Annotated in this window: 11 protein-coding genes and 2 tRNA genes; 8 read left to right on the top strand and 5 right to left on the bottom strand. The window is 59.6% G+C overall.

The window, feature by feature from the left end; translation table 11 throughout:
- Nucleotides 1-42: 42 nt before the first annotated feature.
- The 5 genes from AC1RDQ_RS10935 to AC1RDQ_RS10915 all read right to left on the bottom strand — a co-directional run bounded on the left by AC1RDQ_RS10935 (nucleotide 43) and on the right by AC1RDQ_RS10915 (nucleotide 3,232).
- A complete protein-coding gene (locus AC1RDQ_RS10935; RefSeq protein WP_090452817.1) occupies nucleotides 43-1,608 on the bottom strand; it encodes an ABC transporter permease in 1,566 nt (521 codons plus the stop codon).
- A complete protein-coding gene (locus tag AC1RDQ_RS10930) occupies nucleotides 1,608-2,618 on the bottom strand; it encodes an extracellular solute-binding protein (RefSeq protein ID WP_150811888.1) in 1,011 nt (336 codons plus the stop codon). Before AC1RDQ_RS10930 ends, AC1RDQ_RS10935 begins: the two co-directional genes overlap by 1 nt.
- Nucleotides 2,619-2,636: 18 nt before the next feature.
- Nucleotides 2,637-2,921 carry a hypothetical protein gene (locus AC1RDQ_RS10925; protein WP_159389505.1) on the bottom strand — a complete coding sequence of 95 codons (285 nt, stop codon included), beginning with the start codon at nucleotides 2,919-2,921 and terminating at the stop codon, nucleotides 2,637-2,639.
- Nucleotides 2,892-2,978 (bottom strand) — tRNA-Leu (locus AC1RDQ_RS10920). The genes AC1RDQ_RS10925 and AC1RDQ_RS10920 overlap by 30 nt, the downstream gene beginning before the upstream one ends.
- A gap of 167 nt (nucleotides 2,979-3,145) precedes the next feature.
- A tRNA-Leu gene (locus AC1RDQ_RS10915) sits at nucleotides 3,146-3,232 on the bottom strand.
- A gap of 225 nt (nucleotides 3,233-3,457) precedes the next feature.
- Here AC1RDQ_RS10915 and rnr point away from each other — a divergent pair.
- The 8 genes from rnr (at nucleotide 3,458) to AC1RDQ_RS10875 (ending at nucleotide 13,244) form a co-directional block, all read left to right on the top strand.
- Nucleotides 3,458-6,085: a ribonuclease R gene (gene rnr / locus AC1RDQ_RS10910; protein WP_223501883.1), complete on the top strand. Its 2,628-nt coding sequence runs from the start codon at nucleotides 3,458-3,460 to the stop codon at nucleotides 6,083-6,085.
- Nucleotides 6,082-6,849, top strand: coding sequence for a 23S rRNA (guanosine(2251)-2'-O)-methyltransferase RlmB (gene rlmB, locus AC1RDQ_RS10905; protein WP_007973273.1), 768 nt, complete (start codon nucleotides 6,082-6,084; stop codon nucleotides 6,847-6,849). Before rnr ends, rlmB begins: the two co-directional genes overlap by 4 nt.
- A 305-nt stretch (nucleotides 6,850-7,154) precedes the next feature.
- Nucleotides 7,155-7,577, top strand: a complete 423-nt coding sequence (gene rpsF / locus AC1RDQ_RS10900) for a 30S ribosomal protein S6 (RefSeq protein ID WP_008048087.1) — start codon at nucleotides 7,155-7,157, stop codon at nucleotides 7,575-7,577.
- A 28-nt stretch (nucleotides 7,578-7,605) separates the two neighbouring features.
- On the top strand, nucleotides 7,606-7,836 hold the full coding sequence (gene rpsR / locus AC1RDQ_RS10895; protein WP_002551829.1) for a 30S ribosomal protein S18: 231 nt from the start codon (nucleotides 7,606-7,608) through the stop codon (nucleotides 7,834-7,836).
- Nucleotides 7,837-7,872: 36 nt separating this feature from the next.
- The gene (locus AC1RDQ_RS10890; protein WP_056725445.1) at nucleotides 7,873-8,766 is read left to right on the top strand and encodes a YybS family protein; all 894 of its coding nucleotides are present in this window, start codon (nucleotides 7,873-7,875) and stop codon (nucleotides 8,764-8,766) included.
- 19 nt (nucleotides 8,767-8,785) lie between these two features.
- Complete coding sequence (gene rplI, locus AC1RDQ_RS10885; protein ID WP_007973276.1) at nucleotides 8,786-9,232, top strand: 50S ribosomal protein L9; 447 nt, start codon at nucleotides 8,786-8,788, stop codon at nucleotides 9,230-9,232.
- 122 nt (nucleotides 9,233-9,354) lie between these two features.
- Nucleotides 9,355-10,752 carry a replicative DNA helicase gene (gene dnaB, locus AC1RDQ_RS10880; RefSeq protein WP_007915846.1) on the top strand — a complete coding sequence of 466 codons (1,398 nt, stop codon included), beginning with the start codon at nucleotides 9,355-9,357 and terminating at the stop codon, nucleotides 10,750-10,752.
- A 188-nt stretch (nucleotides 10,753-10,940) separates the two neighbouring features.
- Nucleotides 10,941-13,244, top strand: a complete 2,304-nt coding sequence (locus tag AC1RDQ_RS10875) for a YgiQ family radical SAM protein (RefSeq protein ID WP_007994999.1) — start codon at nucleotides 10,941-10,943, stop codon at nucleotides 13,242-13,244.
- Nucleotides 13,245-13,404: the final 160 nt, after the last annotated feature.

Raw genomic sequence — 13,404 nt, 5'->3', positions numbered from 1 at the left:
CCATCGAAACCTGTGGGAGCGAGCTTGCTCGCGATGACGGTCTTAGCGACTCAGATACATCCGGGTCGTCAGCAAATAGACCGGCAACCCCGACACCAATATCAACAACGCCGCATAAGGCGCCGCCGCCGCAAACTCCACATTCGCGGTATGCGCCCAGACTTCCGTCGCCAGTGTATTGAGCCCGGTGGGGCTCAGCAGCAAGGTCGCCGTCAGCTCCTTCATCGCATCCAGGAACACCAGGGCAAAAGCCGCCCCCAGCGCCGGGAAAATAATCGGCAGTGTCACTCGGCAGAAGGCACTGAATGACGAGGCTCCCAGCGTGCGTGCCGCCTCCTCAAGCTGTGGTGCCGCCTTGTTCAGGGCGGTACGGATCGGCGCCTGGGCCAGCGGCAGAAACAGCAGGGCATAGGCGATCAGCAGCAATGCCGAAGTCTGGTAAAGCATCGGCACGTAGTGCAGGGCGAAATACACCAGGGTCAGGGCAATGACCAGCCCCGGCAGCGCATGCAGCAGATAGGGCAGGCGCTCGGCCCAGATCGCCAGTTGGCCTTTGTAGCGCACGACCAGCAGGCCGACCGGCACCGCCAGCACCAGGCACAGAGCAGCGCCACCCAGCGACAGAGCGAGGGACGACAGCAATGCTTCGCCGATTGCCGCTACGGGAAAGGCTGCCGATGTTCCTACCGCCAACCAGTAGACCAGCATCCCCAGCGGAATCCCGCTGCCAATGATTGCCAGCAACAGGCAATAAAGCTGTCCCGCCACAGCCCAGGGTCCCAGTTGAACCTGTTCCGCGCGTCGCGCCGCACCCTGTCCGGTGCGCACGTGTCGACCCTTGCCGCGCACGCGCAGCTCCAGCCACAGCAGCGCCAGGCACAACATCAGCAGTACGGCGGAGAGCATCGCCGCGTTGGCATTGCTGAACTCCAGCTCGAACTGCTGATAGATCGCCGTGGTGAAGGTTTGCAGGCCGATGATCGACAAGGCGCCGAACTCCACCAGCATGTGCAGGGCAATCAGCAACGAACCCGCCAGCAGCGAAGGCCAGAGCAGGGGCAGGGTGACGCGAAAGAACACGCCCCAGCGATTTTGCCCCAGCGTGCGAGCCGACTCTTCCAGGGACGGATCGAGATTGCGCAAGGTTGCCGCCACGGGCAGAAAGATCAACGGATACTTGGACAGGCTCATCACCAGGATCGCCCCGCCGAGTCCTTCGAAATGAGCGCTGAGGGAAACCCATGTGAAACTGCTGACAAAGGCCGGTACGGCAAACGGCAGGCAGAGAATCACGCCCCACAGTCGTCGGCCCGGCAGATTGCTGCGCTCGAGCAACCAGGCCAGCGACAAGCCGATCACCCCGCAAACAATGGTGACGCCAATCATCAATGCGAGTGTGTTGCGCAGCAAGCCGAACACATAAGGTCGCCATAGCAAATGCAGTGCTTCTGCCCAGCCAGCTTGCCAGGCTTTGAGTCCGACATAGGCCAGCGGCAGGAAGCTGAGTACGACCAGCAGCAAGACCGGCAACACCAACCCTATGGGAGGACGCTTGCGGCGGGGCACGTTGTTGCTGCGCAGGCTGGTGGCAGATAGCGATGCGCTCATCAGTTCAAGCCAACGTCACGTTCCAGGTCCAGGGCTTCTTCGGCATTGCCGAGGTCGGCTGGCGTGACTTTCGGCGCTTGCAACTCGCTGAATGGCTTGAGTCCGCGATCAGACTCCATGCCTTTGTGCAGCGGGTATTCGGCGGTGGTCTGGGTGATCACGCGCTGGCCTTCCTCGCTGGCCATGTAGGCGAGCAACTGTTGTGCTTCCTTGGGATGTTTGCTGGATTTGAGCACCGCAGCACTGGAAACCGTGATCAGTCCGCCGACATCGCCACCGCTGAAGTAATGCAGTTTCGAGTCGAGCTGGCCTTTTTCACGCTGCAGGGCGAACCAGTAGTAATTGTTGACGAGTACGGTGGCGACTTCGCCATTTTCCACCGCTTTCAGTGCAACCATGTTGTTGCTGTAGGTCTTGCCGAATGCTCGCAGACCGGTCAGCCACTCTTCGGCTGCGTCCATGCCGTGCACCTTGATGATCGCGACCGCTTGCTCCTGGAAGGCGCCGCTGGTGGGTACGAAGCCGACCTTGCCTTGCCATTTCGGGTCGGAAAATTCCATCACCGAGGTCGGCAGGTCTTTTTCATCGATCAGCTTGGGGTTGAACGCAACGACGCGCACCCGGGCGGTCACGCCAATCCAGGTGCCGTTACCGGCGACGTATTCCTTGGGCAGAACGGCCAGTGTGGTGTCATCGGTTTTGGCCAGCAGGCCTTGTTCGCCGAGTTTGTTCAGGGGTGGCGATTCTTCGGTGTAGATCACGTCGGCGGGGGAGCGATCGCCTTCTTCGACGATCTGGCTGGCGAGCTGGTTGCTGCTGCCTTTGCGCACATTGACGTGGATCCCGGTCTTGGCTTCGAAGGCCTTGGCGACCGCGTCGCCGACTTCTTTGTGCTGGCCGTTGTAGAGGGTCAGGGCAACCGGATCGGCGGCTTGGGTGAGGGGAGTGGCGAGTGCCAGGCCGAGGAGGGTGGTGATCAGGCCGCGGCGCAGGGTATTTCGAAACATCATTCGCAGGGTTCCTCACTGTCACATTGCAAAAACTTGTAACAATGATAAACGATATTGTTTCTCAAATGCGCCGATAAATCCTGTAGGAGCGAGCTTGCTCGCGATGGGCGTGAACGAAAACGAGGGGTGTCTGGAGAAATGCGTCGCCTGTACATCCATCGCGAGCAAGCTCGCTCCTACAGGGGGAGGAGGCGTGTTTTTAAACCCCGGAAACGCAAAAACCCGCTTTCGCGGGTTTTTGTGAAATCCAAGGTCGTAACCTTGAATTTGAATTGGTGCCCAGAAGAAGACTCGAACTTCCACGACCGTAAGGTCACCAGCACCTGAAGCTGGCGTGTCTACCAATTTCACCATCTGGGCATTCATCTTCAGCGTTGCCGCTGTTGATGTGGCGCACTATACGGAGAGCGTTTTGATCTGTAAACCCCTGATTTTAAAATTAATAAACCAGCGGTCAAAAATGCAAAAACCCGCTTTCGCGGGTTTTTGTGTGAGCCTTGAAATTGAACTAATCTCAAGCTCGAAATTGGTGCCCAGAAGAAGACTCGAACTTCCACGACCTTGCGGTCACCAGCACCTGAAGCTGGCGTGTCTACCAATTTCACCATCTGGGCAGTATCGGCAACGTTGTCCGTCGTCGATGGCGCGCACTATACGGAGCGTCTTTTTAACTGTAAACCCCCGGCCACAAAAAAACCTGAAAAAATTCACCAGCGGTCTGCAATTCAGCTTTGATGTGTCGATACAGGGCTTTAGATGGGTCGTATTAGTCTGAAATTTCCCGTTTCATTACGCCTATGCCAAACTAACCCGCATATAGACAAGGTGAAAACTCTCTAATGGCCGATTGGCAGTCCCTCGATCCCGAGGCCGCTCGTGAAGCGGAAAAATATGAAAACCCTATTCCTAGCCGCGAACTGATCCTTCAGCACCTTGCTGATCGAGGTTCGCCTGCTAACCGCGAGCAACTGGTCGAAGAGTTTGGTCTGACCACAGAAGACCAGATCGAAGCCCTGCGCCGCCGTCTGCGCGCCATGGAGCGCGATGCTCAACTCATCTATACCCGTCGCGGCACTTATGCACCGGTGGACAAGCTTGACCTGATCCTGGGTCGCATCAGCGGTCACCGCGACGGCTTCGGCTTCCTGGTGCCGGACGACGGTAGTGACGACCTGTTCATGAGCCCGGCGCAGATGCGTCTGGTGTTCGATGGTGACCGTGCCCTGGCCCGGGTATCCGGCCTGGACCGTCGTGGTCGCCGCGAAGGCATGATCGTCGAAGTGGTGTCCCGCGCTCACGAAACCATCGTCGGCCGCTACTTCGAAGAGGGCGGCATCGGTTTCGTGGTTGCGGACAATCCGAAGATCCAGCAGGAAGTGCTGGTGACGCCGGGTCGTAACGCCAACGCGCAGATCGGTCAGTTCGTCGAAGTGAAGATCACTCACTGGCCGACGCCACGCTTCCAGCCGCAAGGCGACGTGGTTGAAGTCGTGGGCAACTACATGGCGCCGGGCATGGAAATCGATGTTGCCCTGCGTACCTACGACATTCCTCACGTCTGGCCTGACGCCGTGCTCAAGGAAGCCGGCAAGCTCAAGCCGGAAGTCGAAGAGAAAGACAAAGAGAAGCGCATCGACCTGCGTCATCTGCCGTTCGTCACCATCGACGGCGAAGATGCCCGCGACTTCGACGATGCGGTCTATTGCGAAGCCCGTCCGGGCAAGCTGCGCCTGTTCTCGGGCGGCTGGAAGCTGTACGTGGCGATTGCCGACGTATCCAGCTACGTGAAACTCGGTTCGGCGCTGGATGCCGAAGCGCAGGTTCGCGGCAACTCGGTGTACTTCCCCGAGCGCGTGATTCCGATGCTGCCTGAGCAGCTGTCCAACGGTTTGTGCTCGCTGAACCCGCAAGTCGATCGCCTGGCCATGGTTTGCGAGATGACCATCTCCAAGTCCGGTGAAATGACCGACTACTGCTTCTACGAAGCGGTGATTCACTCCCATGCGCGCCTGACCTACAACAAGGTCAGCGCGATGCTGGAAACGCCGAAAGCCACCGAAGCTCGCAAGCTGCGCGGCGAATACACCGACGTGGTGCCGCACCTCAAGCAGTTGTACTCGCTGTACAAGGTGTTGCTGGCGGCCCGTCATGTACGTGGCGCGATCGATTTCGAAACCCAGGAAACCCGGATCATCTTCGGTTCCGAGCGCAAGATCGCCGAAATTCGTCCGACCGTGCGCAACGATGCGCACAAGCTGATCGAGGAATGCATGCTGGCGGCCAACGTGGCCACCGCCGAATTCCTGAAGAAACACGAAATTCCGGCGCTGTATCGCGTTCACGATGGTCCGCCACCGGAGCGCCTGGAAAAGCTGCGCGCGTTCCTCGGCGAGCTCGGCCTGTCCCTGCACAAAGGCAAGGACGGTCCGTCGCCGAAGGATTACCAGGCACTGCTGGCCGGCATCAAGGATCGTCCGGATTTCCACCTGATCCAGACTGTCATGCTGCGTTCGTTGAGCCAGGCGGTGTACAGCGCCGATAACCAGGGCCACTTCGGCCTGAATTACGAGGCGTACACCCACTTCACTTCGCCGATTCGCCGCTACCCGGACTTGCTCACGCACCGGGCGATTCGCAGCGTGATCCATTCGAAGCAGGACACCCCGCACGTTCGCCGTGCCGGTGCGATGACCATTCCGAAAGCGCGCATCTATCCGTACGACGAAGCGGCCCTGGAGCAACTCGGCGAGCAGTGCTCGATGAGCGAGCGCCGTGCCGACGAAGCGACCCGCGATGTAGTGAACTGGCTCAAGTGCGAGTTCATGAAAGATCGCGTTGGCGAGTCGTTCCCGGGTGTGATCACCGCCGTGACCGGTTTTGGCCTGTTCGTCGAACTGACCGATATCTACGTCGAAGGCCTGGTGCACGTCACCGCGCTGCCGGGCGATTACTACCACTTCGATCCTGTGCACCACCGCCTGGCCGGTGAGCGTACCGGTCGCAGCTTCCGCTTGGGCGATACCGTGGAAGTGCGCGTCATGCGCGTCGACCTCGACGAACGCAAGATCGACTTCGAGATGGCCGAGAAAACCATCAGCGCGCCGATCGGCCGCAAGAAGCGTGGTACCGAAAGCACGGCACCCGCTGCGAAAGTCGAAGCAGAACCGGCCCCGGCGAAAACCGGTCGTCGTCCTGCCAAGGAAAAGGCTGTAGAGGCCTATCGCCCGAGCGATGCGGCGGCGAAAAACGCCGAAGTGCGCAAAAGTCGTGAAATGAAACAGGCGTTGCTCGCCGGTGCGAAAAGCGGCGGTAAAGCGGCGTCTGGGGGAAAGACCAGTCGGTCGACGCCTGACAAGGCCGTCGGCGGCAAGCCAGCCAAACCGAGCAAACATCGTAAAGGCCCGCCAAAAGCGGGCTCGGCTCCAGCCAAGAGTGGCGGGGCGCGTAAACCTAAGGCCAAGCCATGAGTCAGTTGGAAAAGATCTACGGCGTACATGCTGTAGAAGCGTTGTTGCGTCACCACCCGAAACGCGTGAAGCAGATCTGGTTGGCCGAAGGTCGCAATGACCCTCGGGTCCAGACACTGATCGAACTGGCCAACGAAAACCGGGTCCAGGTCGGCCAGGCCGAGCGCCGTGAAATGGACGCCTGGGTTGAAGGCGTGCACCAGGGTGTGGTCGCGGACGTGAGTCCGAGCCAGGTCTGGGGCGAGGCGATGCTCGACGAGCTGCTCGATCGCACCGACGGCGCACCGTTGTTGCTGGTGCTCGACGGTGTGACCGATCCGCACAACCTCGGCGCCTGCCTGCGCTCCGCCGATGCGGCGGGCGCGCTGGCCGTGATCGTGCCGAAGGACAAGTCGGCGACTCTGACTCCGGTTGTACGAAAAATCGCCTGCGGTGCGGCGGAAGTGATTCCGCTGGTTGCCGTGACCAACCTGGCGCGCACCCTGGAAAAGCTCCAGCAGCGCGGCTTGTGGGTTGTCGGCACGGCCGGTGAAGCTGAGGTCAGCCTGTATGACCAGGATCTGACCGGCCCGACCATCCTGATCATGGGTGCCGAAGGCAAGGGCATGCGTCGCCTGACCCGCGAGCATTGCGACTACCTGGTCAACCTGCCGATGGCCGGTAGCGTCAGCAGTCTCAACGTTTCCGTGGCGACGGGGGTCTGCCTGTTCGAAGCCCAGCGTCAGCGCAGTGTCAAAGCCAAGGCTGCTGCCAAGAAATCCTGATCCAGTTGCAGTCCCTGTGGGAGCGAGCCTGCTCGCGATAGCGGTGTAACATTCAGCATTAATGTCGAATGTTGCGACCCCATCGCGAGCAAGCTCGCTCCCACAGTGTTTTTGTAGTGAGGGAAAGATTGGGGTTGTTCAAATAATCACCAATTACCTTGCGCCTCCCTCGCCCCTTCTCTACAATTGCGCCCCTTGCTGTGATGGCAGGCACCAACGTGTCTAGCGTCCGCAAGTCCATAAGTGTCATTCACTCCTTGTCTGACCGCTTTTGAGCGGCAGGCTACAACCCGTAAGGAGCATTCATGCGTCATTACGAAATCATCTTTTTGGTCCACCCGGATCAAAGCGAGCAAGTCGGCGGCATGGTTGAGCGTTACACCAAGCTGATCGAAGAAGACGGCGGCAAAATCCACCGTCTGGAAGATTGGGGCCGTCGTCAACTGGCCTACGCAATCAACAATGTTCACAAGGCTCACTACGTGATGCTGAACGTTGAGTGCACCGGCAAGGCCCTGGCCGAGCTGGAAGACAACTTCCGCTACAACGATGCAGTGATCCGTAACCTGGTCATCCGTCGCGACGAAGCCGTTACCGGCCAGTCCGAGATGCTCAAGGCTGAAGAAAACCGCAGTGAGCGCCGTGAGCGTCGCGACCGTCCTGAGCACGAAGGCGCTGAAAGCGCTGATAGTGATGACAGCGACAACAGCGATAACGCTGACGAGTAATCCACGGACCTTTTAAGGAGCCAATTACATGGCACGTTTCTTCCGTCGTCGTAAATTCTGCCGCTTCACCGCTGAAGACGTGAAAGAGATCGATTACAAAGATCTCAACACTCTGAAAGCCTACGTATCCGAGACCGGCAAAATCGTTCCAAGCCGCATCACCGGTACCAAAGCTCGTTATCAGCGTCAGCTGGCCACCGCTATCAAGCGCGCCCGCTTCCTGGCCCTGCTGGCCTACACCGACAGCCACGGCCGCTGAGACCGGGCAGTCGACACGTAGCAAAGGATTGAATGCATGCGGGCCATAGCTGAGTTCATCATGCGCGGCCGTATGCAGGCCACTCTGGTAGTGGCTGGATGCGCGGCATTGCCGTTGTTGTATTGGTTGGGTGCTGCCGCCGGATGCCTTGTGCTCCTGCGGCGCGGATTGAGGGACGCCCTGGGCGTTCTTGCTCTGGGACTGCTGCCGGCATTGGCCTGGTGGCTTTACTCCGACGACCCACGGGCACTTCTGGTGCTGCTGGGGTCTGCGAGCCTTGCGTTGGTTTTGCGCGCAAGCGAGTCCTGGAACCGCGTGCTGCTGGTCAGCATAGCGATGGGAGTGGTGTTTTCAGTGGTGTTGGGGACAGCTTTTGCTCCCCAGATCGAGATGCTGGCGCAGGCTTTGATCAAAGTCATGCCGTCGCTACTCGGTGATGTCTACCAGAAGTTGTCGGTAGACGAACAAGCGCGTTTCGCGTCCCTGATTGCACCGGTCCTGACCGGCCTGATTGCGGCGTTGTTGCAAATCGTCAGCTTGCTGAGCCTGCTTGTCGGGCGTTACTGGCAGGCGTTGTTGTACAACCCGGGCGGTTTTGGTCGCGAGTTTCGCGCCATCCGCATCCCGCTGTTGCCGGCGATGTTGCTGCTGGCGTGCATGCTTCTGGGACCGAATCTCGGTTCACAGATGGCCATGTTGACGCCGTTGTGCAGCGTACCGCTGGTGTTCGCCGGGCTGGCCCTGATTCACGGGCTGGTGGCGCAGAAGCGACTGGCCAGGTTCTGGCTGGTGGGGTTGTACGTGACGCTGTTGCTGTTCATGCAACTGATCTATCCGTTGCTGGTGGTCCTGGCCATCGTCGACAGCCTGATTGATTTTCGCGGTCGTTCGGCACCGAAAGATGCCGATAACGCGAACGGTGAAGGTTAAAAGTTAAGAGGATTTTCACATGCAACTGATCCTTCTGGAAAAAGTCACCAACCTGGGCAACCTGGGTGACAAAGTGAACGTTAAGGCTGGTTACGGTCGTAACTACCTGCTGCCTTACGGCAAAGCTACCGCTGCGACCCCAGCCAACCTGGCTGCGTTCGAAGAGCGTCGCGCTGAGCTGGAAAAAGCTGCAGCAGATCGCAAAGCATCGGCTGAAAGCCGCGCTGCCCAACTGGCCGAGCTGGAAGTGACCATCACTGCCACCGCTGGCGACGAAGGCAAGCTGTTCGGTTCGATCGGTACTCACGACATCGCTGACGCACTGACCGCCTCCGGCGTTGAAGTGCAGAAGAGCGAAGTTCGTCTGCCGAACGGCACCATCCGCAACGTAGGCGAATTCGACGTAGCCGTGCACCTGCACGCCGAAGTTGAAGCCACCGTACGCGTTGTCGTGGTAGCAGCTTAAGCAGCACTTGTCGGCTGGCACCCTCGGGTGCTTGCCGGTAACATCGGGCACGATCCTGTTTACAGGTCGTGCCCTTTGTCTTTCTGAAACCTCTGCTTTTTATCACCAAGAACCAAGTGGCCATGAACGATATCTCCGCTCCTGAGCAATACGATCTGCAAACCGCCGCGCTGAAAGTGCCGCCGCATTCCATCGAAGCCGAACAGGCTGTACTCGGTGGTCTGATGCTGGACAACAACGCCTGGGAGCGTGTGCTCGATCAAGTCTCCGACGGCGATTTCTATCGACATGACCACCGCCTGATTTTCCGTGCGATCGCCAAGCTGGCCGATCAGAACATGCCGATCGATGTCGTGACCCTGTCCGAGCAACTGGACAAGGAAGGTCAGACTTCGCAAGTCGGTGGCCTCGGTTACCTCGGTGAACTGGCGAAAAACACCCCGTCCGTCGCCAACATCAAGGCCTATGCGCAGATCGTTCGCGAACGGGCGACGTTGCGCCAGCTGATCGGTATCAGTACCGAAATCGCCGACAGCGCGTTCAACCCTGAAGGTCGCACTGCCGCCGAGATTCTCGACGAGGCTGAACGGCAGATCTTCCAGATCGCCGAGGCCCGACCGAAAACCGGTGGCCCGGTGGGCGTCAACGACCTGCTGACCAAAGCCATCGACCGCATCGACACCCTGTTCAACACCGACAACGCCATCACTGGCCTGTCCACCGGCTACACCGACCTCGACGAGAAAACCAGCGGCCTGCAACCGTCCGACCTGATCATCGTCGCTGGCCGTCCATCCATGGGTAAAACCACCTTTGCGATGAACCTGGTGGAAAACGCCGTGTTGCGCAGCGAGAAGGCCGTCCTGGTTTACTCCCTCGAGATGCCAGGTGAATCGCTGATCATGCGTATGTTGTCTTCCCTGGGGCGTATCGACCAGACCAAGGTCCGTTCCGGCCAGCTGGAAGATGACGACTGGCCGCGCCTGACCTCGGCGGTCAACCTGCTCAACGACCGCAAGCTGTTCATCGACGATACCGCCGGCATCAGCCCGTCGGAAATGCGCGCCCGGACCCGCCGTCTGGTGCGTGAACACGGCGATGTCGGCCTGATCATGATCGACTACCTGCAACTGATGCAGATCCCGGGCTCCAGCGGTGACAACCGGACCAACGAGATTTCCGAGATCTCCCGATCCCTGAAAGCCCTGGCCAAGGAATTCAACTGTCCGGTGGTGGCGCTCTCGCAGCTCAACCGTTCCCTGGAGCAACGGCCAAACAAACGCCCGGTGAACTCCGACTTGCGGGAATCCGGAGCGATCGAGCAGGACGCCGACGTGATCATGTTCGTTTACCGCGACGAGGTGTATCACCCGGAGACCGAGCACAAGGGCATCGCCGAAATCATCATCGGCAAGCAGCGTAACGGGCCGATCGGCTTTATCCGCCTGGCCTTCATCGGTAAGTACACCCGCTTCGAGAACCTGGCGCCGGGTAGCTATAACTTCGACGATGACGAATAATTTGTAGCGTCTGATCGGTCCTCATCGCGAGCAAGCTCGCTCCCACAAGGATCACGCCGAACTTGTGGGAGCGAGCTTGCTCGCGATGGGGTCACCGCAATTTCCGACCATGGCCGTCGGAATTGGTCAAAATTTGTGCTATATTCCGCGCCCGCGAAATTCAATGAAAGCCAACACCGGTTATCGACATGCAAGCAGCCAAGCCGTTATTTGACTATCCCAAGTACTGGGCCGAATGTTTCGGGCCAGCGCCGTTCCTGCCCATGAGCAGGGAGGAGATGGATCAGCTCGGCTGGGATTCCTGCGACATCATCATCGTCACCGGTGATGCCTACGTCGACCACCCGTCGTTCGGCATGGCGATCATCGGCCGGCTGCTGGAGTCCCAGGGCTTCCGCGTCGGGATCATTGCCCAGCCGAACTGGCAGTCCAAAGACGATTTCATGAAGCTCGGCGAGCCGAACCTGTTCTTCGGTGTCGCGGCCGGCAACATGGACTCCATGATCAACCGCTACACAGCGGACAAGAAAATCCGTTCCGACGACGCGTACACGCCGGGTGGCCTGGCCGGCAAGCGTCCGGACCGCGCCAGCCTGGTCTACAGCCAGCGCTGCAAGGAAGCCTACAAGCACGTGCCGATCGTGCTCGGCGGCATCGAAGCGTCCCTGCGCCGCATCGCTCACTACGACTACTGGCAGGACCGTGTGCGCAACTCGATCCTGATCGACGCCAGCGCCGACATCCTGCTCTACGGTAATGCCGAGCGTGCGATTGTCGAAGTCGCCCAGCGCCTGTCCTACGGTCACAAGATCGAAGACATCACCGACGTGCGCGGCACCGCGTTCATCCGTCGTGACACACCGCAAGGCTGGTACGAAGTCGACTCCACGCGCATTGACCGTCCGGGCAAGATCGACAAGATCATCAACCCGTACGTCAACACCCAGGACACCCAGGCCTGCGCCATCGAGCAGGAAAAAGGTCCGGTTGAAGATCCGCAGGAAGCCAAGGTCGTGCAGATCCTGGCCAGCCCGCGCATGACCCGCGACAAGACCGTGATTCGTCTGCCGTCGGTGGAAAAGGTCCGTAATGACGCAGTGCTCTACGCCCACGCCAACCGCGTGTTGCACCTGGAAACCAACCCGGGCAACGCCCGTGCGCTGGTGCAGAAGCACGGCGAAGTCGACGTCTGGTTCAACCCGCCACCGATTCCGATGACCACCGAAGAAATGGACTACGTGTTCGGCATGCCTTATGCGCGCATTCCGCACCCGGCGTATGGCAAGGAAAAAATCCCGGCCTACGACATGATCCGTTTCTCGGTGAACATCATGCGTGGCTGCTTCGGCGGCTGCACCTTCTGCTCGATCACCGAGCACGAAGGCCGGATCATCCAGAACCGTTCCCACGAGTCGATCATTCGCGAAATCGAAGAGATTCGTGACAAGGTCCCGGGTTTTACCGGCGTGATCTCCGACCTCGGTGGCCCGACCGCGAACATGTACCGCATTGCCTGCAAGAGCCCGGAAATCGAATCCGCGTGCCGCAAGCCATCGTGCGTGTTCCCTGGCATCTGCCCGAACCTGAACACCGACCACTCGGCGCTGATCCAGTTGTACCGCAGTGCCCGTGAATTGCCGGGTGTGAAGAAGATCCTGATCGCTTCCGGCCTGCGCTATGACCTCGCGGTCGAGTCGCCGGAGTACGTCAAGGAGTTGGTGACCCACCACGTCGGTGGCTACCTGAAGATCGCCCCGGAACACACCGAGGAAGGTCCGCTCAACCAGATGATGAAACCGGGCATCGGCAGCTATGACAAGTTCAAGCGCATGTTCGAGAAGTACTCCAAGGAAGCGGGCAAGGAGCAGTACCTGATTCCGTACTTCATCGCCGCCCACCCGGGCACCACCGATGAAGACATGATGAACCTGGCCCTGTGGCTCAAGGGCAACGGCTTCCGTGCCGACCAGGTGCAGGCGTTCTACCCGTCGCCGATGGCCACCGCCACCGCGATGTACCACTCGGGCAAGAACCCGCTGCGCAAGGTCACCTACAAGAGTGACGCGGTGACCATCGTCAAGAGCGAGGAGCAGCGCCGACTGCACAAGGCGTTCTTGCGTTATCACGACCCGAAAGGCTGGCCGATGCTGCGTGAGGCACTGACCCGCATGGGCCGCGCCGACCTGATCGGGCCGGGCAAGAACCAGTTGATTCCTTTGCATCAGCCGTCGACTGACAGCTACCAGAGCGCCCGTCGCAAGAACTCGACGCCGGCCGGCAGCCACAAGGTTGCAGGGGAAAAGACCACCAAGATCCTGACCCAGCACACCGGCCTGCCACCACGTGCCAGCGATGGCGGCAACCCGTGGGACAAGCGTGAACAGGCCAAGGCTGCGGCGTTCGCCCGCAACCAGCAGGCGGCCAAGGAACGCAAGGATGCGGCCAAAGGCAAGGGGCCAAAGCCGACCCGCAAGCCGGTCGTGCCGCGCTAAGCCTCGCTTGAACTGAACAGAACGCCAACCTTCGGGTTGGCGTTTTGCGTTTCAGGGTTCAACCATTTGTGCTGGAACCAATGGCCTCTTCGCGGGCAAGCCCGCTCCCACAGGTTATTGAGGTTGTCCGCAGTTTTGTGTTCACAGCAAAACCCTGTGG

It is taken from the genome of Pseudomonas sp. GW823-FHT02E01 (genome assembly GCF_058797535.1).
This window is presented reverse-complemented; position numbering and strand designations above follow the sequence as displayed.

Excerpts from the sequence above, each read along its gene's own strand:
- rpsR (WP_002551829.1), top strand. The coding sequence starts at position 7,606 with ATGGCACGTTTCTTCCGTCGTCGTAAATTCTGCCGCTTCACCGCTGAA.
- AC1RDQ_RS10890 (WP_056725445.1), top strand. The coding sequence starts at position 7,873 with ATGCGGGCCATAGCTGAGTTCATCATGCGCGGCCGTATGCAGGCCACT.
- AC1RDQ_RS10930 (WP_150811888.1), bottom strand. The coding sequence starts at position 2,618 with ATGATGTTTCGAAATACCCTGCGCCGCGGCCTGATCACCACCCTCCTC.
- dnaB (WP_007915846.1), top strand. The coding sequence starts at position 9,355 with ATGAACGATATCTCCGCTCCTGAGCAATACGATCTGCAAACCGCCGCG.
- AC1RDQ_RS10875 (WP_007994999.1), top strand. The coding sequence starts at position 10,941 with ATGCAAGCAGCCAAGCCGTTATTTGACTATCCCAAGTACTGGGCCGAA.
- AC1RDQ_RS10935 (WP_090452817.1), bottom strand. The coding sequence starts at position 1,608 with ATGAGCGCATCGCTATCTGCCACCAGCCTGCGCAGCAACAACGTGCCC.
- rplI (WP_007973276.1), top strand. The coding sequence starts at position 8,786 with ATGCAACTGATCCTTCTGGAAAAAGTCACCAACCTGGGCAACCTGGGT.
- rnr (WP_223501883.1), top strand. The coding sequence starts at position 3,458 with ATGGCCGATTGGCAGTCCCTCGATCCCGAGGCCGCTCGTGAAGCGGAA.
- rlmB (WP_007973273.1), top strand. The coding sequence starts at position 6,082 with ATGAGTCAGTTGGAAAAGATCTACGGCGTACATGCTGTAGAAGCGTTG.
- rpsF (WP_008048087.1), top strand. The coding sequence starts at position 7,155 with ATGCGTCATTACGAAATCATCTTTTTGGTCCACCCGGATCAAAGCGAG.